Raw genomic sequence first — 24332 nt, 5'->3', positions numbered from 1 at the left:
AACAATAATTATGGAAATTCTCGGTTCTATCGGTGTCTTATTAGCTATCGTAGCCATTATCTATTTCTCATTAAAGGAAATTAATATTTTAGTAGCTGCACCTCTAGCAACTGCTATCGTTATCATTTTTAATCAAATGAATCCGGTCGTTACACTACTTGGAAAAGAGCCAAATCAGTATATGGGTGCCCTTTCAGGCTATATACTTAACTACTTCGCTGTTTTCTTACTAGGTTCTATTTTAGCGAAATTAATGGAAGCTAGTGGAGCGACTACTTCAATTGCTAACTATATCTTAGAAAAAGTTGGCCATGATAGTCCTTATAAAATCATGGTAGCCATCTTTGTTATTAGCTCAATTCTAACTTGTGGTGGCATTAGCCTATTTGTGGTTATGTTTGCTGTCTTACCTTTGGCACGTAGCCTCTTCAAAAAAATTGACTTGTCTTGGCACTTGGTTCAATCACCACTTTGGCTTGGTATTGCAACCTTTACAATGACAATCCTTCCAGGTACTCCCTCAATTCAAAACGTTATCCCTATTCAATACCTTAATACATCCCTAACAGCGGCAGCTATCCCAAGTGTTTTGGGTTCTATCAGCTGTGTGGTCTTTGGCTTATTCTATATGAAACATTGCCTAAATAAGAGTATTGCAAAAGGTGAAACATACGCCACTTATGCTTTAGATACTGCTGAAGTGGTGGAAGAAAGAGAACTTCCAAAATTCTTACCAAGTATTGCACCCCTTGCGTCACTCATTGTGATTGCTTTAGCTGGTAGTATCTTTGGTGGAGAGTTCTTAAAGAAAAACATTATCTACATTGCACTTCTTGTGGCTATCTTATTAGCAGTTGTTCTCTTTAAGAACTTCATCGCTGAAACCCTTAAAACCATCAACTTAGGTGCTGTTGCTTCTATTAGTCCTATTTTTGCAACTGGTTCTGCTGTTGCCTTTGGATCAGTTGTTGTAACATCTGTTGGATTTAACGTCTTTTCAAAACTTATCTTAAACCTACCTGGTGATCCTTTAATCAGTTTGACTGTTTTAACATCTTCTATTACAACTATCACAGGATCATCTTCAGGATCTTTAGGAATTGTCCTACCAAACTTTGCTCAATTTTATTTAGATAAAGGTATCGAACCAGAAATGATTCACCGTGTGTCTGCCATTGCCTCAAATATCTTTACAGTGGTACCACAAAGTGGTGTTCTACTTACTTTCTTAGCCTTGACTGGTTTAAACCACAAAACAGGTTTTAAAGAAACATTCATTTCGGTTGCAGGAAGCACCTCAATTGCATTAGTTGTGATTATCCTTTCTAACATGGTGCTTGGTTAGAAGTTACTCCCTTATTAATAATCAATTTAAAATAAAGTTACTACCATGCTTTATTTCCTCCTATCATTATTATCAAACCTACCTATTACATCTAAAAACTATTACAATTTCTATTTGAAAGGAAATAAAAAGATATAATGAAGACTAATACTACAAAGAAAAGCTTCATGGACCGATACATTGATGGGTTTATGAAATGGATGCCTCAATCCTTATTTATCTGTTTCATTTTAACATTCATCGTTGTTACCATGGCATTCTTCATGACAGATGCATCATTTATTGGAACTGAAAAAACTGGTGGTATCATCCACGGTTGGGTAAACGGATTCTGGGGTCTCTTATCATTTGCCATGCAGATGACGATCCTATTAGCAACTGGTAATGCCGTTGCTAGTTCACCTCCTGCCCACAAAATGTTCAAATTCTTGGCAAAATTGCCTCGCTCACGTGCACAAATCTTCATCTTCTCAATCATCGTGGGAGCATTCTTTGGTTACTTCCACTGGGGACTAGGAATGATGGTTGCCATCGTTTTTGGTAAAGAATTGCTCGTTCAAGCAAGACAAAAAGGTATTAAAGTTCACACACCACTCTTTGTGGCAACACTTTTCTTCACCTTCTTACCAGCGACTTCAGGTATCTCAGGTGCTGCTGTACTTTATTCTGCAACGCCTAACTACCTTAAAAACAGTGTGGCAGAAAGCTACAAAAACTTGGTGCCTGAAAGTGTACCACTTACAGACTCTGTCTTCAACATCCAATTTATTAGCCTATTAGTAGTGTGTATGATGGTTCCTCTTGTCTTTGCTCTCTTTGCTCATCCAAAAGATGAAGCTAAGATTGAAGAGCTTGATGAAGAAATCTACCAAAATAGTCTTAACAATACCTCACATATTTCAATTGCACGTAACACTCCAGCAGAAAAAATGAACTCTTCTCGCCTTGTTATGTACCTTATTGGTGGTGCAATCTTTGGCTACAGCGTTTATAATTTCTCAATCGTAGGACTTGCTGGACTTGATCTTAACAGTTTCAATTTCTTATTCCTAGGTCTTGGACTGCTTCTTTGTGGTCAACAAGGTCCTGAATACTATGCTTCTTTATTTAAAGCAGGTGTTATGTCTTCATGGGGACTGGTTCTTCAATTCCCATTCTATGCTGGTATCTTTGGTATTATCCAAAGTACTGGACTTGGACTTGAAATCTCTCACTTCTTTGTAAGCATCTCAAACGGTAGAACTTGGCCAGTATTTGCTTATGTCTACTCAGCTTTATTAAACATTGCTGTTCCTTCAGGCGGATCAAAATTCGTTATTGAAGCACCTTACATCGTTCCTGCTACCTTGGCAGTTGGTAATGATTTAGGGAAAATCCTTCAAGCTTACCAACTTGGTGATGCGACAACAAACCTTATTGTTCCATTCTGGGCATTATCATACTTGTCAAACTTCAAGTTGAAATTCAACCAAATCGTTGCCTACACTATCCCAAGTGTATTGATTATTACTGTTATTGCCATTATTTATCTCCTTTTTTAAGATAACAATCGGCAATAAGACACCAACCTATTCATCCTTATCACAATAGGTTCTGATAAAACCATACTTATCTAGTGGCAAATCTCCTACACTTAGATGAGCATAAAACCAAAATTACCAACTTATACCAAAAAAAGTTCAATGTACCAACCATTGAACTTTTTCTTTTGATAACCATCTATCTCCCTTCTTGAGCATGTTCAATAAGTTAGATTTATGCTATCATATTACATAGAAAGAAAAGGAGTCACCCATGACAAAAGAAGTTATTGTTGAAAGTTTTGAACTTGACCATACCATTGTAAAAGCACCATATATTCGTCTTATTTCAGAAGGGTTCGGGCCTAAAGGTGATGTTATTACTAACTTTGATGTTCGCTTAGTACAACCCAATCAGAATTCTATTGAAACAGCTGGATTACATACTATCGAGCATCTTTTAGCTAAACTAATTCGACAACGTATTGATAGCATGATTGATTGCTCTCCATTTGGCTGTCGAACAGGATTTCATCTTATCATGTGGGGCAGACATTCTGCAAATGAGATTGCTAAAGTCATCAAAGATAGCCTAACAGAAATCGCTACAGCTATTACTTGGGATGATGTTCCTGGTACCACAATTGAATCTTGTGGTAATTACAAAGACCACAGTTTATTTGCGGCTAAAGAGTGGGCACAGCTAATTCTAGATCAAGGAATTTCAGATGATCCGTTTGAACGTCATTTAATTTAAAGAAAAATATTCAGTCTGATCTTTTAAACTCTTGACACCGCCTTAACAAAAAAAGTCTATAGAAACACCCTCAAAGGAAGGTTTCTATAGACTTTTTTACTAATCATCATTGTCGTTTAATAATCAAGAGCGTCTGAGTGGCCCTTAGCATTTCCAACAAAGTATCCTGTTTTACAATTAATGGAGAACAAGTAAGTGCCATCTGGCTTAAACATATTGTAATAGCCGTTGCCATTAACAATATTAACAGGCTCTAAGATGTAATTATTACCTGAAATATAGTCTCTAGCTTGAGAGGTTGCCACAATTTTTTCGAGAATACCAGGATTAAATAGCCAAGCACTATTTGCGCTATCTGCAATCATGTCTTGGTTATAAGGTACTCTTGATAATTGTCTTTGTAGACTTGACGGGTTAAACTCTCTAATGCCGTAAGCCACTAAAGGAGAGCTTGATGGAGCAAGTGAAGGTGCCTGAGCTGGAGCTGCTGAGTTAGCTTGTGCTTCTTGCTTAGCATTTTCTTCCTGTGCAGCTCTTTGAGCATCTGCTTTAGCCGTTAATTGTTGACGACCTGCTGTAACGCTTGCCTGCAATAGAGAATCTAAACTAGCATTACCAGTACTTAAGGTCTCACTTGCTAAGTCATCAAAATTAGCATCCGTTTTGACACTTGCTTCAACCTTTTCACCATCAACAATAGCATCCGTCATAAATTTAGCATTGACTGCTTGAATAGCAGTGATTTGCTTTTTCAAAGTAGCTAACTCATCTTTTGCTTTGTCATAATAAGCTGTCCCCTTCAATGCTTTAAGGGAAGCTTCTAGATCCGGAAGCTTATCAAACTGACTATTTTTTAATGTTGTTTTATCGGCATCCGTATAAAAAGAACTATATAACTGCTCAAAGGCCTTAGCATTCGTTTTAGCTTTGTTAGAAGCTGACTTTTTGCTTGCCTTTGGTTTTTGGCTAGTCGCATTTGTTGTAGCCTTAGAATGATTTGTTGACGCATTAAAATAAGGGTAAGCAAATAAAATGGCTAATAGGGTTAACAGTAATAACAGTAAACTAATGAGTATCTTTTTTTTCTTTTTTGGCTCTCTAGATTCTTGTCTAGAAGACACTAAAAAGCTATCTCTTTCAGTTCCCTTATGATTGCTTGGAACATTTTCTGATACGTCTTCTTTTGAAATATCAGCTAGCCCCTTTTCTGTAAAATCACTTGTAGGAACGACAGGTTGAACTTCTATATTCTCAGGCGATTCATTTTCATGTGTATCGGCTTCAACTAAACCTGCTTTACTAAGCTCTTCACGTTGCTTTTTAATAAAATTGTCTAAAGTGGCGGTATCCAACTCACTAAATTTAGAATCAAATTTTTGGGAAGAGACTTCATCTCTGTGTTGTTTTATGTATTTATCTAAAACACTATCATCTTCAGTCACACCTGCTTTTATCTCAGAATCTTTTCGGACTGCTTCACCGATAGTCATATTTTTAGCTTCATTCAATTCTAAAGATTGCGATTCATTTTCAAATGCTTTACTCTTTTCTGACACGTTTCTTACCTTTCTAGATTAGATGACGTTTAACTCTTTCGCCGTAAAATTGATACAAATCAACTTTTAATGTACCATTGTAAAGTTTGCGTTTTTTATCAGCTACCTGACCATATTTCTTTTCAAATTGCTCATCACTGGTTAGGATAAATTTGCTCCAAGTCTTCAATGGTGCAAAAGTTTTACCCATTTCATTATACAAGATGTCAACAGCTTTGTCATCAAGCAAGCGCTCTCCATATGGTGGATTTGAGATAAGGAAGCCATTAATTTTGTCTGTTTTAAAATCTTGAAGTCGCATCTGTTTAAACTGAATCACATCAGCTAATCCAGCTTCCTCAGCATTACTTTTAGCAATCTCTATCATACGAGCATCAATATCAAATCCAGAAATATCAAGCTCAATATCATAATTAGCAGCCTGTTCAGCCTCATCACGAACTCTTTGAACCAAATCTTTATCTACCCAGTTCCAATTTTCAAAAGCAAAAGAACGGTTAAATCCTGGAGCAATGTTCATCCCAATCAAGGCAGCTTCAATACAGAAAGTTCCTGAACCACATGTCGGATCGACTAAAGGTTTATCTGGAAACCAATTTGATAGTTGTAAGATCGCTGCAGCCATATTTTCCTTAATTGGTGCGCCACCTTTTTGTGCACGATACCCTCTTTTAAAGAGACTTGAGCCAGTTGTGTCTATCATAATCGTTGCCTTATCCTTTAAGATTGACACTTCAATATTAAATTCAGCACCAATTTCTTGAAGAGGTACACCTTCTGGTCTATGGAAGTGCTTTTGCAATTTCTTTACAACAGCCTTTTTAGTAATCGCTTGAACACTTGGCTCATTGTGCAGTTTTGATTTAACGCACTTTGCTTTTGAAATAGGAAATTTAGCTCCTAAAGGAAGGTAATTTTCCCAGTCTAAAGCAAAGACTCCCTGAAATAATTCTTCGAAAGTTCTAGCTGGAAATTGTCCTACTATAATCTTAATACGATCTGCAGCACGTAGCCAAAGATTGGTTTTGGCAATGGTTTCTATAGTTCCGTCAAAAAAGACCTTGCCGTTTTCAACTTGACAGGCTATACCTAAATCCTTGACCTCTTTGCCAACTACAGCTTCTAGTCCGGCTGCTGCCGTTGCTACTAATTTAAATGTTTCTTTCATCTTACTCTTTCTCTTTAACCAAATAAAAGCTAGCATGAGCTAGCTTAACCTATTATGCAATTTTCTATAAGCCATGTTTTGTTCCAGAAATGACTAGGTCTCACTTCCTTCGATAATCATCTGTCTACTGTTTAAACAGTCAGGATAGCTTGTTCGTTTCCAACTATCCCATGCCCCTACCAAAGTTTGGGTTGCTAGCTTGAGGGGTTTACCGCGTTCCATTTCTTACGTTTCCATAAAAACTGCGTCACTGTGGCACTTTCAGAAATACTCTGGCATATCAAAGACTTAGCCATTTCTCTCGCCGTAATGTGCAAAGCACATCCCTAGGCTTATTTGTTCGCCTAGCACAAACACTACTGGCATCACAGCCAGTGCTAGCATGGACTTTCCTCATAGTATTGAAATACTACGCGATTATCCAAAAATCGCACCTTTGTTAATTACTCGATAATTTGTTTTCCAAAGACCTCTTTTTCCAACTTACTGATACGTTTCAAGATATCAAAATTAGTAGCAGATTGCGCAACCCTTGTTGGCTGTGCAATTGTTTGTTGTGAAAGGTTGCCCATAGAATGACGTGCTTGCGCTTTAGCTTTTTTAAGAGCTTCATTTTCTGCTTTTAGCGCCTCAATTTGTGCATTAAAGTTCTCATAATCTTTAATCACATTATCAAGGAACTCATCAACTTCCTTCTTATCAAAGCCACGCATGCTGGTTTTAAATTCTTGTTCAAAAATGTCTTTTGGACTATAAATAATACTTGTCATTCTATGCTCTCCAAACGGTCAATCTTTTTCAAATATCACACCTTGATATCACTTTTAATAATACAGAAAAATACCTTAAAAAGCAAGTATTAAAATACCAGTGGTATCTAAAAAAGCGTTACCAGTCTTCAAGAACCTCATTTAAATCTTCAAAAGTCAAGGTTTTAACGGGATAACGCTGACTTTCTTCCATCATATTAAGGATATATTTCAAATTGCTTTCATGTTCTTTATCATAAAAAAGATATGCCCCTTGAGTGTTCTCTATCAAAAACTGTTTAAACTGTTTAAATTGTTGAGGTGATTCATAAGAGGGAAAACTAAACTTAACAAAATCACTAGCTTTAAAAAGAGCTAATTTTTCTTGATTTTTCTCATTCCATTGACTTCCATGATTTTCAAAGGGAAAGATTGTAGCTGTCTTTAAGGGATAGTCCTGCTTTAACTCATTTAATACTTCCAAAGCCCAGTATTCAAAACCTAAGTTTCCTGTCAGAATAAACCAATCGACCCCTTCGTCTAAATAAGCCACTAAATCTTTACGCAGAGCCTTTTTAATAATGCCTATTTTCTTATCTTTATCATCAAAGATACCTAGTTCAAAACTCTTATAACCAGTCACTAGAATCTCAGTCATTATGTGTTATCCTTCCTAAAAATATGTTATAATAAAAATGCTTAAATTTATGATTAAGTAGATTAATGTTAGGAGAATAATGGTCAACTACCCACATAATCTTATTCGAAAAAAAACAAGTCCCATTCCTACTCAAGTTAAGAAATCAAAGGTTAATTTTGCCAATCGAGGCATGTCTTTTGAAGCAGCTATCAATGCCACAAATGACTTTTATTTGACAAAGAAGATTGCTGTTATTCATAAAAAACCAACCCCCGTTCAAATTGTTAAAGTTGATTACCCAAAGCGTAGTCGCGCCAAGATTGTGGAAGCCTACTTTAGACAAGCATCTACTACGGATTATTCTGGGGTTTACAAGGGCTTTTATCTTGATTTTGAGGCCAAGGAGACTAGACAAAAGACTGCTATGCCTATGAAAAACTTTCATGCGCACCAAATTGAGCACATGTCCAGCGTCTTGGAGCAACAAGGCATTTGTTTTGTCCTTCTTCACTTTTCGACTCTTAAGGAAACCTATTATTTACCTGCTAAAGCATTGATTGATTTTTATCAAATCGATCACGGGAACAAATCCATGCCACTCGATTATATCAGAAAACATGGCTTTGAGATAGTAATGGGAGCATTTCCTCAGGTCCCTTACTTAGACATTATAGAACAAAATTTTTTAGGCGGTGATTACAATCAAAAATCCAAAAATTCTTAAACTACTAAAATACGCACTCGGCGCTATACTTAGTCTTATCATTGTGACAATCGTTTTGGGCGGACTTTTGTTTGCTTTTTATATTAGCAGTGCTCCAAAATTATCAGAAGCTGAGCTTAAATCAACCAATTCAAGCCTTGTATACGATGGCAATAACAACTTAATCGCTGACTTAGGATCTGAAAAACGAGAAAATGTGACAGCTGATAGTATTCCTATTAACTTGGTCAATGCCATTACCTCTATTGAAGATAAACGATTCTTCAATCACCGTGGGGTAGACCTCTATCGTATCTTAGGTGCAGCTTTTCATAATTTAACCAGCAAAACCACTCAAGGGGGCTCCACTCTTGATCAGCAGTTAATCAAACTGGCTTACTTTTCAACCAATGAATCAGATCAAACCTTAAAACGTAAGGCCCAAGAAGTTTGGCTAGCCCTTCAGATGGAGCGTAAATACACCAAACAAGAGATTTTAACCTTCTATATCAATAAGGTTTATATGGGTAATGGTAACTATGGTATGCTCACTGCTGCTAAGTCTTATTATGGTAAAGACCTTAAAGATTTATCCTATGCTCAATTAGCCTTATTAGCAGGTATCCCTCAAGCCCCAAGCCAATATGACCCTTATACCCAACCCGAAGCAGCTCAAAATCGTCGTAATGTTGTCTTACAACAAATGTTTTCTGAAAAAAACATTACTCAAGAAGAGTTTGATGCTGCTTTAGCAACACCTGTTGCGGATGGTTTGCAACCTTTACAAGAACGCTCCACTTATCCAAAATACATGGATAACTACCTCAAACAGGTTATTGAACAGGTTAAAAAAGAAACCAATAAAGATATCTTTACAGCTGGTTTAAAAGTTTATACCAATATTATCACTGAAGCACAACAAACCTTATACAATATCTACAACTCTGAAGACTATATCTACTACCCAGATGCTGATTTCCAAGTAGCTTCAACAATCATGGATGTTACCAATGGTCATGTCATTGCTCAGCTTGGCGGACGTAATCAAGACACCAATGTCTCTTTTGGAACAAACCAAGCCGTTCTAACTGATAGAGACTGGGGTTCTACCATGAAACCAATCACTGATTATGGTCCAGCCATAGAGTCCGGAGCCTATACTTCTACTGCTCAGAATACCAATGACTCTTTTTATTACTGGCCTGGAACCACTACTCAACTCTTTAACTGGGACCGCAAGTATAATGGTTGGATGACTATCCAAGCCGCACTAATGCTGTCACGTAATGTCCCTGCAGTTCGAGCACTTGATGCCGCAGGACTTGATTATGCTGAGTCCTTCTTAGGCGGTCTAGGTATTCATTACCCTGAAATGCACTACTCCAACGCTATTTCAAGTAACAATAGTAGTACAGACATCAAATATGGTGCTAGTAGTGAGAAAATGGCAGCTGCTTATTCTGCCTTTGCTAATGGTGGTCTTTACTACAAACCTCAATATGTTAATAAAATTGAGTTTAGTGATGGCACAAGCAAAGTCTTTGAAGATAAAGGCAAGCGTGCTATGAAAGAAACAACAGCTTACATGATGACCGACATGTTAAAAACTGTTTTAACTTATGGTACAGGTACGGCTGCTGCCATTCCTGGCGTCGCTCAAGCTGGTAAAACAGGTACTTCAAACTACACCGATGAGGAATTAGCCAAAATTGGTGAAACATATGGTCTATACCCTGATTATGTAGGAACAATAGCACCAGATGAAAACTTTGTCGGCTATACAAACAAATATGCTATGGCAGTTTGGACTGGTTATAAAAATCGAATGACTCCTGTCTATGGCTATGGCCTACAGATTGCTACAGATGTTTATCGTCATATGATGACTTATCTGACTGACGGATATAGTGAAGATTGGACAATGCCTAGCGGTCTTTACCGTAGTGGAGGTTTCCTATACTTAAGCGGTACTTATAGCAATAATAGTAATATGACCGGCTCTGTTTATAACAATATTTATGGAAATAACACCACAACATCATCAACTCAAAGTTCAAGTGAAGCTAATACAGAAAGTGACACCACGACTGAAACAAGTGATAACGCCAACTCACATGCTGAATCTGGTAATTCTGATGATAAGAAAACAAATCAATAATAAAAAAGAATTCGAGAAAAACTCGAATTCTTTTTTATTATTGAGCCAAAGCTCCCATTGGATCCCAAGGTGCTAAGATTTGTGGTTCAGCCTGATAAGCTTCTAATTCTTGAGCTGTTAAGAATTCTTTTCGGACCACAATTTGATAAGTATATTCATCCATCCAAGCATCAGAAGCCACAAAGTAACCTTTATCACCCACTTTATCGCCCCATGAATTTTCAACTTTCCATTTAAGGGCGTTGCCATCTTGGTCTAAATCAACACCTGTTAAAACCATAGCATGTGTCATTAAACTTTCACTATAATCCAAACGTCCTGCCTTATCCTGGCTCAATTGAATATCCATAGCCTTGTCAAAGTCATAGGTATCTAAAGCCATAATCCCTTTTTGACGATCTGATAGTTGCCCTACATCACAGCCAAACCAAACTGATTCACCAGCTTGCATTTGCTTAATGGCAAGGTCTTTAAAACGGTCCATCTCCACATTGAGATAACGCACTGGTCGACTACCGACAACATTACCTAACATATCAACCGTATAAGATTTTCCGTATGGCTTATCTGTCGTTGGTGCATTAATAACAGAAACATAATCTGATAAGCTTAGACCAACGTATTTTTTATAAAAATCTTGAGGCGTGATTTCTTTTTCGGTGCGATAGTTATCCTCTTTATCACGATAAGCAAAGTCAAAATGACGTGGTGGTAATCCAAGATTCATGGCAAGGAAATTGAAAATTTCTTGAAGTAATTCTTCTTTTTTAGCAAGAAGACTTTCTTTTGAAGCGCCACTTGCTATCACATCACGCAGAATTTGAGCATCTTGACGTAAGAGTTTATTTAGAAATTGATTGAGCTCTCGGCTATTACTTGACGACACTGACTCTGGATAAACAGATTTAGGAACAACGCCATATTTTTCAAAAAGTGCCACAACCATATCCCACTGACCACCATCTTGTTGTGGGGTATCTAAAAGGAATTTAACCTTACGACTAGTCAACTCTTGATCTGCTGTGAGAATAACTTGCTCCATAAACCAGTTGGATTTTTCATATTTATCCCAAAAGAAGGTGTGAGCTTGTGATAATTCAAAATTCTCCAATTTAAATTCTGAGATGAGCTTATGACGAAAAGTATTCAAAGCCGCAAACATCCAGCAACGACCTGAAGCTTTCTGGTTGGACACCTTATCTTTGGTTAAATCAATAGAAAATACAAAATCATTAGCAATTTGACTTTGTCTAGTTTCTAAGGATTTTAGCAAACCATTATGGGTGACGGCATTTTCAATAGCTTGATATTTAGCATTTGATTGATAATTGACATAAAGTTTGTCTGTAAATGTTTCTGTAATTCCTGACATTATTGTCCTCCAAAAGTTAAGATAAGGCTAGCTTTTTACCTTTTGAGCTTTGATAGTAAGCTCTTAAAAGTCTATACCTCTCTATTATATCCCTATAGTAAAATTCTGCAAGTAAAAAAAGTTAGGCACGCCTAACTTTTTTGAACAATCGCTTCTCTAAACGCTTATTTCCAAAACTGATCAAAAACAGTAATAGGAAGGTGACGCTTATGCTGTCCTTTTCGCCACCAAGTTTCAATGGTTTCTTGAGCTTTTTTAGCAATAACTTTTCCTTCTAGGTAATCATCAATCTCTTGATAAGTCACTCCTAAAGCCACTTCATCAGCTAAACCAGGTTTACTGTCTTCTAAATCAGCGGCTGGAATTTTCTCATATAAGGATGGATCAGCTTTTAATTCTTGTAACAAAGCTTTTCCTTGTCTTTTATTTAATCTGAATAAGGGTAAAATATCAGCGCCTCCATCACCAAATTTGGTAAAAAAGCCTGTAATATTTTCGGCAGCGTGATCTGTTCCAATAACTGCACCAGCTTCTTGTCCTGCCACAGCGTATTGGCTAATCATGCGTTGACGTGCCTTGATATTGCCTTTATTGAAATCCGAAATGTCACAACCAGCTTCAGCCAATGCTTTAACTTGTCCGTCCACAGCTGCCTTAATATTAATGGTTAAAGACTGGTCAGGCTTGATAAAAGCTAAAGCTTTTTGAGCATCCGCCTCATCAGCTTGAATACCATAAGGTAAGCGAATCGCAATAAATCGATAAGATTGATCACCTGTTTCTGAACGCAATTCCTCAATAGCCATTTGAGCTAACTTACCTGCTAAGGTTGAGTCTTGACCACCTGAAATACCTAGGACATAGGACTTTAAAAAGGGATGCTTCAACATGTAAGCTTTTAGAAAATCAATCGATCGACGAATTTCTACTTTAGGATCATTGACAGCTTGGACGCCTAATTGCTTGATAATATCATCTTGTAAGGTCATTTAAAATCACTCTTTCCTTGCGCTTCTTTACGAATTTGATCAATGAGATTCATTTTATTTTGCCAGACATCCAGTGCCAAATCGACAGGATAGTCCTGTGGATTTAGCAAACGTTTATACTCATCCCAAAGCTTATCAAAGGCTTGACGCGCATAGGTTTTAATCTCTTTCAGACTTGGTAAGTCATAAACCAATTGCCCTTTATCAAATATAGTGATTAAGAGTGGCACCGCATCAAAATCAGTTGCTTTTTTATTGATATAAGTATAGGTTGGATGGAACATCTCAATTTCAGTTAGTTTATTGACATCAATATCTGTAAAGGTGATATAATCTCCTTCTGATTTACCTTTTTCACGACTTGTAATACGCCAAACTTGTTTCTTACCTGGTGTAGACACTTTTTCGGCATTATTAGAAAGCTTGATGGTATCATGCATTTTACCATCTTCTCTTTCTATAGAAACAATCTTATAGACTGCTCCTAAGGCAGGTTGGTCATAGGCCGTGATTAATTTGGTTCCTACACCCCATACATCAATTTTAGCCTTTTGCATTTTTAAGCTAAGAATGGTGCTTTCATCTAAATCATTAGAAGCATAAATTTTAGCATTAGGAAATCCTGCATCATCTAGTTGCTGACGGACTTTTTTAGAAAGGTAAGCCAAGTCACCCGAATCTAAACGAACGCCTAAGAAATTAATCTTATCTCCCATTTCCTTAGCTACTTTAATCGCCGTTGGTACACCCACCTTAAGCGTATCATAAGTGTCTACCAAAAAGACACAATCTTTATGAGTGCTGGCATAGGCCTTAAAGGCGTCGTAATCATTACCATAAGCTTGAACTAGCGCGTGTGCATGTGTTCCAGATACAGGAATGTCAAATAATTTGCCAGCCCTCACATTACTTGTGGCATCAGCACCACCAATGACAGCCGCACGCGTGCCCCAAATGGCAGCATCCATTTCTTGAGCACGACGTGTCCCAAATTCTAAAAGTGGCTCATCCTCAATAACAGAACGAATGCGAGCAGCTTTTGTTGCGATAAGGGTTTGGAAATTGACTATATTTAATAGGGCTGTTTCCACCAACTGACATTGTCCAAGAGGACCTTCGACCTGAACAATGGGCTCATTAGCAAATACCAGCTCTCCTTCACGTACCGAACGAATAGTCAGCTCAAGCTTTAAGTCTTTTAAGTAGGCCAAAAAATCGCTCTTATAGCCTAAATCTTTCAAGTAAGCTAAATCTGTATCTGAAAAGGTTAAGTGTTTAAGGTAGTCAACCATGCGTTGCAAGCCTGCAAAAACGGCGTAGCCATTATCAAATGGTTCTTTACGGAAATAAACTTCAAACACGGCATGACGATTATGAATACCTTGTTCAAAATAGACTTGCATCATATTGATTTGATATAAGTCAGCATGGAGTGTTAAACTGTCATCTGAATACATATAGAGGTGACTCCTTTTGATTAGAGATTATTGTTACTATTATAACATATTTTCTTTTTGCCACGATTAGTCTTGACCTGAAATCCTCATAACAGTACACAAAAAATACTTGAGAAAAACTCAAGTATTTTGAGGATTATTTTTTAAATTTCCAGTTGCTGTAAATTCCAAAAATCAAGATCCAAATACTTGCCCCAACAGCACCGATAAAGGTAGAATCTTGTAAGAATAAAGAGATAAAAACAAAAGCAAAGAAAGCTAAAGTTAATGGTGTCGTCACTTTATACTTAGGCATTAAGTAACCATCTGCCATAAAATCACTTGACTGGCGATACTTCCAGTGTGCAATCATAGTCAAAGCATAAATAGCAATATAAACCCCTGATGAGGAAGCTGTAATTAAGGAGAAAGCATCTGAGACACCTGGTAAAATATTAATTAAGGCTGATATTCCCACTACAACTGCCGAAACAATAATGGCTTGACTAGGCACGCCTTGACGAGATAGCGTATTGATTTTAAGCTTATTCGTTAAAGCATTTGGTGTTTCATTATCAATTTGATACAGATGACGTCCTGTTGAATACAAGGTTGAATTCAAGGCTGATGCTGCAGATGTTAAAACTACAAAGTTAATCAAGGCAGCTGCCCATTTAATGCCAATCAATTTGAAGACCATAACAAAAGGTGATTCATCTTCTGGTAATTGATGCCAAGGAACAATCGCCATAATAGAAATCAGAGCACCAACATAGAAAATCACAATACGAGTCGGAATTTCTTGAATAGCTTTAGGAAGAACTTTTCTCGGATTAGCGGTTTCTGAAGTGGTAATTCCGACAAATTCAATAGCTTGGTAAGCAAAGAAAACCATTTGGAAAGCCATAAAGAACTGCAATGTCCCATTTGGGAACATAGAGAAATGACATAAAGAACTGCAATGTCCCATTTGGGAACATAGAGAAATGATCAAAAATATTTGACAAGCTAGCATGTCCAGTATGCGTCTCAAAACCTGTCAAAACCATAAAGATAGCTGTTGCAATTAGAGCAAGGATAGCAACAATTTTAATCATGGCAAACCAAAACTCTGTCTCACCAAAGACTCGAACAGCGATAAGGTTGATTGAACTTAATAAGACTAAAAAGACCAATTGAATCAGCCAAGAAGGCCAAGTAGGAAACCAAAATTGAACATAGGAACCAACGGCAGTAATTTCAGCCATTCCAATAAAAATTAAGGATATCCAATAAGATAAACCTGAAAAGTACCCCCAACCTGGACCGATATATTTGGTAATAAAGTTAATAAAAGTATGCTGATCAGGATCAAAATAAAGCATTTCTCCAATGGCACGCATCATCATAAACATGAAGGCACCTGTAATCATATAAACAAAAATAATAGATGGTCCTGTTAAGGCAATTGAGCGACCTGCTCCTAAGAAAAGACCCGTACCAATCGTTCCTGCAATGGCAATCAACTGGACGTGTCGATTTTCTAACCCCCTAACCATTCCATTTTCTAATTCTTGATTGTCTTTTTTTCTTCTTTAGACATCTTAAGCTCCATTCACTAAAAATCTTCCCTATTATACCCTTTTTTCAGAAAATTTTCAATATTTATCTTAGTTCAAATTAAAGAAAAAGTCAGCACGCAAGTTGTCAAGTCAAGTGCAACCAGTTCATAGATAACTAGAGTTCCAGATGTTAAGCTGTTCGGGATAGCTCAAACAGGAATTTTGAGGATTGATATTGAAGAAGTCGTCTTGGGCGCTCATTGATGGCAGTAATATAATTGTCAAGTTCTTCAGAGGTTAGTGGATTAAGTGAGACTCCTTTAGGGACATATTCTCTGAGGAGGCCATTGAAGTTCTCGTTTTTTCCTCTCTCATGTGAAGAATAGGGATGTGCAAAGTAAACTTCAACAGCTTCTAAGTTTGAGAGTAAACTAAACTCAGAACCATTATCCGCTGTGATGGATGCAATAGGATACTGACTGATGAGATGCGTGACAACTCGGTTAATGGTTTGGGACTGCTTGTCTTCTAGCTTAACTCCTAGTGCATAGCGTGTCTGGCGCTCTACCAAAGTCAACATAACAGCTTCACCTTTGGTTTTCTTGCCGAGAACCAAATCAATCTCCCAATGCCCAAATTCAGAACGATCATTAATATATTCTGGACGTTCTTCGATAGATTTACCTAAAGTCTTCTTATTCGTCTTCATGACTTTCTTAGAACGTTTTCTGATACTAACCATCTTAGGCAAATCGATTGGTTTAATAGCTAATACCCCCTCTTTGATATAACGATAAATCGTTTTGGTAGAGGGGACGACTTCTTCAGGATGGTTCACTTTGTAAGTCTGAACAAAACTATCCACACTATGGAGACGAATGTTAGCCGTCAAGGCAGATTCTAATTGTTCAATGAACCTAGCGGAGCAGTCATTCAACTTGAGATAAGAACTCTTTTGACGATTGGTTTCATAGACACGTTGCCCACTATCAGCGAAATAGGCGTTGAAGAAGGTTTGTTTTCCATTCTTATCCTTTACCTGTTCTACTGAACCACGTTTTATTTCTCGGCAGATTGTAGAACGGTGACGACCCAAGAGTCGAGCAATCTCAGCGGGTTTCTTTCCCATTTTAAGATAAGCAGCAATTTCACCCCGTTCTGTGGCTGAAAGATGAGAATAGGATGATTTTCTGGTAGAATTAATGTTGGACATGTTCATCTGCTTTCCATACTGAATTGGGGAATTCTAGTATATCAGACGAACATGTCTTTTTTGTTGCACTTCATTTTACAACGCGGGGAAAAAGTCAGCAACTAAAGAGTTGCTGACTTAAGCTCTATTATGAAGGAAGATTTTCCAAATAATGGTAAACCCCTTGTCCTGCAATGGCACCATCGCCCACTGCAGTCGTGATTTGGCGAAGATCTTTTTGGCGAACGTCACCAATGGCAAAAATTCCTGGACAACTAGTACGCATGTGATCATCGGTTTCAATCCAACCCTCTTGATTCGTAATCCCTAAGTCAGCCACCATACTTGTCACTGGTATCATACCAACGTAGATAAAGACACCACCAAAGTCGTGCTCACTGACTTCTTGATTTTTGACATTCTCAATGACAACAGATGAGACCTTAATGTCGTTACCTTTGATTTCTTTGACGACTGAATCCCAGATAAAGTCGACCTTATCATTGGCAAAAGCACGGTCTTGTAGGATTTTTTGAGCGCGCAATTGATCACGACGGTGTACTACAGTGACTTTTTTAGCAAATTGGGTCAGATAAATAGCTTCTTCAACTGCCGAATCTCCCCCACCCACAACAAGCAACTCTTGATTGCGGAAAAAAGCGCCATCACAAACCGCGCAGTAAGAAACCCCGCGACTGGTATACTCTTCTTCACCTGGAGCACCTAAGAGTCGGTATTTTGCCCCTGTAGCAATAATGACAGTCTTGGTGTCGTAGCTTTGGTCTTCTGTCAAAATGCGCTTAAAGTCACCGTGATCTTCGACTTTGTGCACAATACCGTAAATGTTTTCAACCTTAAATTTTTCTAAAGGCTCAAACATTTTCATGGATAGTTCTGGCCCAGTTATATTGTCATAACCTGGGTAATTTTCTATTTCAGAGGTATTATTCATTTGGCCTCCTGGGGCGCCTTGTTCGATAATACCTACACGTAAGTTACTTCTAGCAGCATATAGGGCAGCTGTCATTCCAGCAGGCCCTGAGCCGATAATTAACGTATCAAACATTCTGTTAGACTCCTTTATCAAGTTTCGTGCCATCATTGTAGCAATCTGCTTAGCTTATTGCAATCATTATGCTTTCAATACAACAAGTATACTCATGTAAGCAAAAGAGAGGATGGGAATCGTTAAAATAGCAATCATAATCATCTCATAAAGAAAGGATTGTCTTTCACTAATGGTTTTATCTTGTTTTGTTTTTGCTCGCCACACTATCCAAAGCAAACAAACCACTAGCATTGTAACAGTTGCTAGTAATAACCCTTTCAGATAAAGACTAAAAATTTCAATAAGCATGGTTTCACCTCATTAAGGTCTTTTTTTCTGAGCTCTTATCAGACGAAAAAGGATAAGAAAAGCCCAGGAATTCCTAGACCTTTTTATTATATCAAAAGAAACCCATTATAGGTATGTTTTTGAGTAGCTTGCAAAAAATTCTTTGGTTCGCTCTTCTTTAGGTGATTTGAAGAGCTCTTTTGGAGACCCTTCTTCTAAAATCTTACCTTGATCTAAGAAAAGAACTTTATCAGCCACTTGATACACAAAATTCATATCATGGCTTACTAAAACCATGGTTTGACCGGCCTTGGCTGCATTAGCAATAGAGCGCTCCACTTCACCAACAAGCTCAGGATCTAAAGCAGAGGTAGGTTCATCCAAAAGTAGCACATCTGGTTTCATGGCAAGTGCTCTAGCTATCGCTACCCTTTGTTTTTGCCCACCTGATAAATGTCTAGGGTAGTGATTTTCTCGATCTGCTAAACCAACCTTAGCCAATTCTTCTTTGGCTAGACGAGTCGCTTCCTGGTCAGATAATTTTTTGACAACCTTTAAGCCTTCTTTTACGTTTTCTAAAGCTGTGCGCCGTTCAAACAAATTGAATTGTTGAAAGACCATGGCTAATTTGCGTCTTAGCTTGAGAATTTCTTCTTGACTAATGCTTTCAAAATTGACGGAAAAATCATCTATAGCGATAGTTCCAGAATCTGGCTCTTCTAGATAGTTCATACTCCTTAAGAAAGTGGATTTTCCAGCTCCAGAAGCACCTACTAAGGCAATTACTTGACCTTTTTCAATATCTAAATCAATATGGTCTAGCACTTTTTGTCCAGAAAAAACCTTGCTTAAATTTCTTATGGTAATCATTAGCGCAACTCTCCCATCTCTTTTTGAGCAGAATAAACTGGTGATTTAATGGCCATCTTGTTTTCAATGAGACGACCAGCCTGCTCAATCATAATACTAATAGCCCAATAAACTAAAGCGACTGAGATGTAACGTTCAAAATAGCGATAATCCGATCCACCTAGAATTTGAGCCTGTGCAAACATTTCTACAATACCTGCATTAAAGGCTAAGGACGTTCCTTTAGTTAGTCCAATCAATCCATTAATGAGAGTCGGTGTCGCTATTACTGCAGCATTTGGAATGATCACCCTCTTATAAATCTGTAAAGTAGTCATCCCTAGACTCTTAGCCGCTTCGATTTCCCCTGAAGATACAGACTGAATAGCTGCTCGAATGGTTTCACTGGCATAGGCTGCTTCATTAAAGGCAAAAGCTGTGATAGCAAAAACAGAAGCCGGGATAGCATTGATATTCCATTGAAAACCATAGGTTTGATTGAGGTATTTTAAGAGTAAGGGAATGCCATAATAGGTCAGCATCAACTGCACAAGTATAGGGGTGCCTCTCAAAAAGCTAACCAAAACAGCTTGAATCGGATAAAGGATTTTAACTTTATTAATCTTGACAATAGCAAATAACAAAGCCAAAAGAAGACCTAAAAAAGCACCTGCAACAGTTAAGCCAAGTGTCACTGGCAAACGTTCAATTAATTTTGGAATTGCGTCTAAAACGGCATACCAGCTAAATAGTTTCCCTTTGGGAACAGAAGAAATGAGGTGGTCATACCAGGACCAACCACTGGTCAAAAAAATTGATGACATTTAGTTTCCCTTCAAAATCAGTTATTCTAATATTCTAACATTCCTATAGTAGCCTGTAAAATAAGAAATCTGTATAAGCGCAATAAGGAAAACCTATCACTGGATAGGATAGGCTTCTCTCTTATTTAAGCTGTGAGACAAAATCGCCATCAAAAAAGCGTTGACTCAATTTTTTCAAACGTCCTGAACCTTGTAAGACCTTTAAGCGTTTGTTGACAAACTGTTGCAATTCTTTGCCTTTGGCATCATCAGTGAAGATGAAATATTCTAAACCATCCTTATCATCTCCTACTTTTTCTTTTAAAGGAGTTACCTTTAAATCAAATCCTTGATCTTTAATAGCTGTTTTTAAGGAAATAGCATCATAAAATAGGAAGTCCAATTGATTATTTTCAAGCATTTGCAATCGTTGTGTAAAAGGCGTTGAACCTGAAGCATAAGAGACGGCAATTGGTTTTTTATCAGGATTTTCTTGATTCCATTTTTCCAAAACCTGCATGTAATTAGCGCCTGACATGCCTTGTGTTTTTTTACCTGATAAATCATCTAGGCCTTTAAAGGATTTATTGCCATTTGTTGCAATAGCAAAATTTGATTTTGAGATAGGACGAGAAAATAAGTATTTCGAAGCTCTTTCTTGGCTATAGCCAAAATCATTGGCTGCGATTTGATAGCGATCTGCATCTACCCCTGACAAGATAGAGGGGAAGGCAACCGTTTCAAACTTTAATTTGTATTTTTTTGATTTTCTAAAGACTTCTTTTAAAACCTCAATATCATAACCCGTGTATTTTTCACCCTCTTTATAGGTAAAAGGCTTTGTCGCAGAATCAGTAGCTACCACAACCACTTCTGGACTTTTAGTCATAACCGTGGTCACTGAGACTAGTGATAGCAAAAACAGGCTCGTTGTTAGTAAAATCCTTAAGAGTTTATCATTCTTTATCATCTATATTTCCCCCATACTCCTTAGCATAGATTCATTCTAACAAAATCTGACAATGATGACTAATATTAATTCTTTATCAATGCAATAGAAAAATGATATCAAGTTTTTTAAAACAGATAATTTCCAAATAGTATAATTTTTCAAGAAGGGGACAACTCTGATTTTCAAAAGTACTACTAATTAGTCTAAAATTATTGGTTTCATTCAAATTTTATATGACTTTCTTCCACAAATGTCCTGTTGATTTATTCATTTTTATGTAATATAATTAATAAGAAGGAGGTTTTCTATGAAGAAATTAGTTTTGATGCCACTAGTTTTACTAATCACCACATTATCGTTAACAACTAAAGTCATCGATTCAACCGACTATTCTGACCTCAATCAAAAAGAAATCTTACTTCTCATTGAACAGAAAAAACAAATCACGCCTACTTATCACACCAATAGAACAATCAATAAAATGATTATCCAATTAAATCAGCTCAAAGAAGATGGCATACTGACGGAAGATTATCTGATGGATTATATTTTTGCCAGTAAGAATGCTTTTCTTTCCAAAAATGCGAGAATCATAGCTGATCCTGATGGAGGCTACTGGTCCTGCCAAGAAGGTTCCGAAGGTGACGGTAGTGTCAAATTAGATTCAAACGGTGTCCCTGAATTAAATCTCTTCAGTGCCGAGGCAACTAGTGTGGGAGAGCTTCAAGAAGCTGTTTTAGCATGGTACCAATCACAGCCATAGTTTAGCATAAAGAAAAAAGGTTAAGGGACTCACGTATCCCTTAACCTTTTTAGCTATTATAGCTAATATTAAAAACTTTGTTTTTTAGCTTTACGGTCAGCTCTACCTTTAGCGCGGTTTTCCGCACGACGCTCTTTACGACGCTTCTCATCCACAGCCCACTGGATTTTTTTCTTATAACCAGGTTTAACTTTTTTCTTTTTCTTTTTAACCAAGCCAATCATCTCAGTGTCTAGCTTTTGATAAGCTTTTTCACGATTTTGACGACGATCACGGTCATAAGTATCTTGGAATTCTCCATCTTTAAGGACTTTAGGGGTAAAGGAAATACCTAACTTTTCTAGTTCCTTAATATCAGAATCATCACTAGGTTGATAAAGGGTGATAGCCGTACCTGACATGCCATTTCGACCTGTTCGACCCACACGATGAACAAAGAATGACAAGTCTTGGGGAATGGCGTCATTAATAACATGACTGACCCCTTCAATATCAATCCCACGCGCTGCCAAGTCTGTCGCTACAATGTACTCAAAATCAAGTTTTTTAACCTGATTCATAATACGTTTACGTTCTCTAGGTGGCACTCCTCCGTGAATTTTAGCCACTTTTAAACCATTGGCCACTAAATAAGCATGAAGATCATCAGCCCGTTCTTTAGTATTGACAAAGAGCATGGCCAAATAAGGTTGCATGGTTTTTAGGATTTCTAAAATCTGACCATTTTTATCGCGACCTTTGGTAGACACTAACCAGTTATCAATAGTATCAGCGATAACAGTCTCTGTCTTAATTTGCTCAATCAAAGGATTGTTCAGGTATTTTTTCAAGAAAGGTTGCAACTTTTGTGGGATGGTTGCCGAGAAGACTAAGATTTGAACAGCTTTTGGCAATGATGAAGCAATCTTATCGACAGTATCCAAAAATCCCATGTCCATTGTCATATCGGCTTCATCAACAACAAAAGTACTAGCTTTATGAATGGCTAAATCACCTGATTTCACTAAGTCATAGATCCGACCTGGAGTACCAATAACGATATGTGGTTGGCTGACTTTTAATTTCTCAATTTGACGTAATTTATCAGTCCCACCAACGTAATTTACCAAACGAATATCCTTTGGAGAATGCTTAGCGATTTGCTTGCTGGCTTCAAAAATTTGAGTGGCTAATTCCCTACTTGGAGCAGTGATAACGACTTGAACATCCTCTTTGTCTTCATCTAGCTTTTCAAAAATAGGCAACAAAAAAGTGTGCGTCTTACCAGATCCCGTCTTGGATTCACCGACTAAATCTCTACCTGAACCAACTACTGGGATTAGGCGTTTTTGAACTTCTGTAGGTTCTTTAAACCCAATTTCATCCAGTGCTTCCTGAATATAGGCTTTAAATTGATAATCTTTAAATGACATGTTTTACCTCGTTTTCCTTCATCATATTATACCATTAAACGCTTAGACAAGCAAAAAGGGTACCTAAGCACCCTTTTGTTTCTTACCAGTAAAGACATAAGAGAACAAGTAAGCTTGCTAAAGCACCTAGCCCCCATAAGAAAGCGTCGACCTTCCACTCAGACCAAGCGTTTGATCGTCCAGTTAAACCACCTAATTCCAAGTGATGATGGAAAGGTGTCATTCTAAAAATACGTCGACCTTCCCCATACTTTTTCTTAGTGTATTTAAAATAAGAGACCTGAAGCATCACTGAACTGGTTTCTAATACATAAACAATACCAATAATCAGTAGTGTCCATTCTTGACGAAGCGCAATGGAAATAACAGCCAACATGGCACCTAAAGCAAGACTTCCCACATCCCCCATAAATACCTTTGCTGGTTTATGGTTGAAGATAAAGAAGCCAAGCAAAGAGCCAATTGTAGCTCCTATAATCAACAAGAGATCAAACTGCCCCTGAACAAAAGCAATGATAGCATAAGCCATTAAACTAATCACGACTGAAATAGAAGCCAAACCATCAATACCATCTGTCAGATTAACGGCATTGGAAAAGCCAACAATCCAAAAGAGGACAAAAAGTAGGTAAAAGACGCCCAAATGTAAGGAATACCCAAACACATTAATGGCTTCAATTCCACTTGGTTTGACATGTAGAACATAAAAGATGAAACCGCCTAATATTTGCAAGGCTAATTTTTGTTTAGCTGTCAAACCTTCATTAACTTGCTTAAATATTTTTAAAAAATCATCAAAAAAGCCAATGAAACCATAAATAAGAACAACAGATAAGACGCCTGAAATCAAACCAAAACTATCTCCACTAGGAAAGGCAATTAAGGACATTAAAAAGGCAACAAGTGATGCAACAAGAAGAAATACTGTTCCTCCCATTGTAGGTGTTCCAGCCTTAGCTAGGTGCTGCTTGACATCCTCATGCATTTGTTGTCCACCAATTTTTTTCAATTGGTAGAACTTAATAAAATGAGGCATGGCAAAAGCAGTCAGCATAAGGGCTATGAAGCCTGCTATAAGGGTTAAAAACATG

At 37.4% G+C, this 24332-nt stretch carries 21 protein-coding genes, 1 other RNA gene and 1 pseudogene; 6 read left to right on the top strand and 17 right to left on the bottom strand.

The window, feature by feature from the left end; all coding sequences use genetic code 11:
- The first annotated feature begins 10 nt into the window (after nucleotides 1-10).
- The 3 genes from STRIC_RS08200 to STRIC_RS08190 all read left to right on the top strand — a co-directional run bounded on the left by STRIC_RS08200 (nucleotide 11) and on the right by STRIC_RS08190 (nucleotide 3622).
- A complete protein-coding gene (locus STRIC_RS08200) occupies nucleotides 11-1345 on the top strand; it encodes a GntP family permease (RefSeq protein WP_008090062.1) in 1335 nt (444 codons plus the stop codon).
- 137 nt (nucleotides 1346-1482) lie between these two features.
- Nucleotides 1483-2886: a short-chain fatty acid transporter gene (locus tag STRIC_RS08195; RefSeq protein WP_040832305.1), complete on the top strand. Its 1404-nt coding sequence runs from the start codon at nucleotides 1483-1485 to the stop codon at nucleotides 2884-2886.
- A gap of 253 nt (nucleotides 2887-3139) precedes the next feature.
- Nucleotides 3140-3622, top strand: a complete 483-nt coding sequence (locus STRIC_RS08190; protein WP_008089921.1) for an S-ribosylhomocysteine lyase — start codon at nucleotides 3140-3142, stop codon at nucleotides 3620-3622.
- A gap of 116 nt (nucleotides 3623-3738) precedes the next feature.
- Here STRIC_RS08190 and STRIC_RS08185 read toward each other — a convergent pair whose 3' ends face one another.
- The 5 genes from STRIC_RS08185 to STRIC_RS08170 form a co-directional block, all read right to left on the bottom strand.
- Nucleotides 3739-5178, bottom strand: a complete 1440-nt coding sequence (locus STRIC_RS08185) for a cell division site-positioning protein MapZ family protein (RefSeq protein WP_008090194.1) — start codon at nucleotides 5176-5178, stop codon at nucleotides 3739-3741.
- Nucleotides 5179-5191: 13 nt separating this feature from the next.
- Nucleotides 5192-6346 carry a THUMP domain-containing class I SAM-dependent RNA methyltransferase gene (locus STRIC_RS08180; RefSeq protein WP_008089965.1) on the bottom strand — a complete coding sequence of 385 codons (1155 nt, stop codon included), beginning with the start codon at nucleotides 6344-6346 and terminating at the stop codon, nucleotides 5192-5194.
- 62 nt (nucleotides 6347-6408) lie between these two features.
- Nucleotides 6409-6775, bottom strand: an RNA gene (gene rnpB / locus STRIC_RS11930) — RNase P RNA component class B.
- 14 nt (nucleotides 6776-6789) lie between these two features.
- Nucleotides 6790-7116, bottom strand: a complete 327-nt coding sequence (gpsB, locus tag STRIC_RS08175) for a cell division regulator GpsB (protein ID WP_008089675.1) — start codon at nucleotides 7114-7116, stop codon at nucleotides 6790-6792.
- Between the two features lie 118 nt (nucleotides 7117-7234).
- Nucleotides 7235-7753 (bottom strand): SLOG family protein, encoded by a 519-nt coding sequence (locus STRIC_RS08170; protein ID WP_008089786.1) that lies wholly within the window; start codon nucleotides 7751-7753, stop codon nucleotides 7235-7237.
- Nucleotides 7754-7832: 79 nt separating this feature from the next.
- Between STRIC_RS08170 and recU the strand changes: the two genes are divergently transcribed.
- Together recU and pbp1a are read left to right on the top strand one after the other, a co-directional pair.
- A complete protein-coding gene (recU, locus tag STRIC_RS08165; protein ID WP_008090331.1) occupies nucleotides 7833-8459 on the top strand; it encodes a Holliday junction resolvase RecU in 627 nt (208 codons plus the stop codon).
- On the top strand, nucleotides 8428-10596 hold the full coding sequence (gene pbp1a, locus STRIC_RS08160; RefSeq protein WP_040832303.1) for a penicillin-binding protein PBP1A: 2169 nt from the start codon (nucleotides 8428-8430) through the stop codon (nucleotides 10594-10596). The genes recU and pbp1a overlap by 32 nt, the downstream gene beginning before the upstream one ends.
- Before the next feature lie 37 nt (nucleotides 10597-10633).
- Here pbp1a and pepC read toward each other — a convergent pair whose 3' ends face one another.
- The 10 genes and pseudogenes from pepC to STRIC_RS08110 all read right to left on the bottom strand — a co-directional run bounded on the left by pepC (nucleotide 10634) and on the right by STRIC_RS08110 (nucleotide 21084).
- Entirely contained in the window at nucleotides 10634-11968 is a 1335-nt protein-coding gene (pepC, locus tag STRIC_RS08155) for an aminopeptidase C (protein WP_008090196.1), read from the bottom strand.
- 164 nt (nucleotides 11969-12132) lie between these two features.
- On the bottom strand, nucleotides 12133-12957 hold the full coding sequence (nadE, locus tag STRIC_RS08150) for an ammonia-dependent NAD(+) synthetase (RefSeq protein ID WP_008089846.1): 825 nt from the start codon (nucleotides 12955-12957) through the stop codon (nucleotides 12133-12135).
- Nucleotides 12954-14414 carry a nicotinate phosphoribosyltransferase gene (locus STRIC_RS08145; RefSeq protein WP_008090082.1) on the bottom strand — a complete coding sequence of 487 codons (1461 nt, stop codon included), beginning with the start codon at nucleotides 14412-14414 and terminating at the stop codon, nucleotides 12954-12956. Before STRIC_RS08145 ends, nadE begins: the two co-directional genes overlap by 4 nt.
- Nucleotides 14415-14550: 136 nt before the next feature.
- Nucleotides 14551-15931 (bottom strand): annotated as a pseudogene (locus STRIC_RS08140) (amino acid permease).
- A gap of 193 nt (nucleotides 15932-16124) precedes the next feature.
- Nucleotides 16125-17147, bottom strand: a complete 1023-nt coding sequence (locus STRIC_RS08135; protein ID WP_200857383.1) for an IS30 family transposase — start codon at nucleotides 17145-17147, stop codon at nucleotides 16125-16127.
- Between the two features lie 127 nt (nucleotides 17148-17274).
- On the bottom strand, nucleotides 17275-18192 hold the full coding sequence (gene trxB / locus STRIC_RS08130) for a thioredoxin-disulfide reductase (protein WP_008090240.1): 918 nt from the start codon (nucleotides 18190-18192) through the stop codon (nucleotides 17275-17277).
- A 66-nt stretch (nucleotides 18193-18258) separates the two neighbouring features.
- The gene (locus tag STRIC_RS08125) at nucleotides 18259-18483 is read right to left on the bottom strand and encodes a DUF4059 family protein (protein WP_008089845.1); all 225 of its coding nucleotides are present in this window, start codon (nucleotides 18481-18483) and stop codon (nucleotides 18259-18261) included.
- 105 nt (nucleotides 18484-18588) lie between these two features.
- Nucleotides 18589-19332, bottom strand: coding sequence for an amino acid ABC transporter ATP-binding protein (locus tag STRIC_RS08120; RefSeq protein WP_008089751.1), 744 nt, complete (start codon nucleotides 19330-19332; stop codon nucleotides 18589-18591).
- The gene (locus STRIC_RS08115; RefSeq protein WP_008090068.1) at nucleotides 19332-20135 is read right to left on the bottom strand and encodes an amino acid ABC transporter permease; all 804 of its coding nucleotides are present in this window, start codon (nucleotides 20133-20135) and stop codon (nucleotides 19332-19334) included. Before STRIC_RS08115 ends, STRIC_RS08120 begins: the two co-directional genes overlap by 1 nt.
- 121 nt (nucleotides 20136-20256) lie before the next feature.
- On the bottom strand, nucleotides 20257-21084 hold the full coding sequence (locus STRIC_RS08110; protein WP_008089989.1) for a transporter substrate-binding domain-containing protein: 828 nt from the start codon (nucleotides 21082-21084) through the stop codon (nucleotides 20257-20259).
- A 289-nt stretch (nucleotides 21085-21373) separates the two neighbouring features.
- On the opposite strand from STRIC_RS08110, the gene STRIC_RS08105 reads away from it, so the two are divergent.
- Entirely contained in the window at nucleotides 21374-21829 is a 456-nt protein-coding gene (locus tag STRIC_RS08105) for a hypothetical protein (RefSeq protein ID WP_008090254.1), read from the top strand.
- A gap of 68 nt (nucleotides 21830-21897) precedes the next feature.
- Here STRIC_RS08105 and STRIC_RS08100 read toward each other — a convergent pair whose 3' ends face one another.
- Both STRIC_RS08100 and mraY read right to left on the bottom strand, forming a co-directional pair.
- Complete coding sequence (locus STRIC_RS08100; RefSeq protein WP_008090229.1) at nucleotides 21898-23241, bottom strand: DEAD/DEAH box helicase; 1344 nt, start codon at nucleotides 23239-23241, stop codon at nucleotides 21898-21900.
- 82 nt (nucleotides 23242-23323) lie between these two features.
- The gene (gene mraY, locus STRIC_RS08095) at nucleotides 23324-24331 is read right to left on the bottom strand and encodes a phospho-N-acetylmuramoyl-pentapeptide-transferase (RefSeq protein ID WP_008090307.1); all 1008 of its coding nucleotides are present in this window, start codon (nucleotides 24329-24331) and stop codon (nucleotides 23324-23326) included.
- Nucleotide 24332: the final 1 nt, after the last annotated feature.

This window comes from Streptococcus ictaluri 707-05 (genome assembly GCF_000188015.2).
In the GTDB taxonomy this organism is placed as follows: Bacteria; Bacillota; Bacilli; order Lactobacillales; family Streptococcaceae; genus Streptococcus; species Streptococcus ictaluri.
The sequence above is the reverse complement of the archived record's forward strand: the minus strand, read 5'-3'. Positions and strand labels throughout refer to the sequence as shown.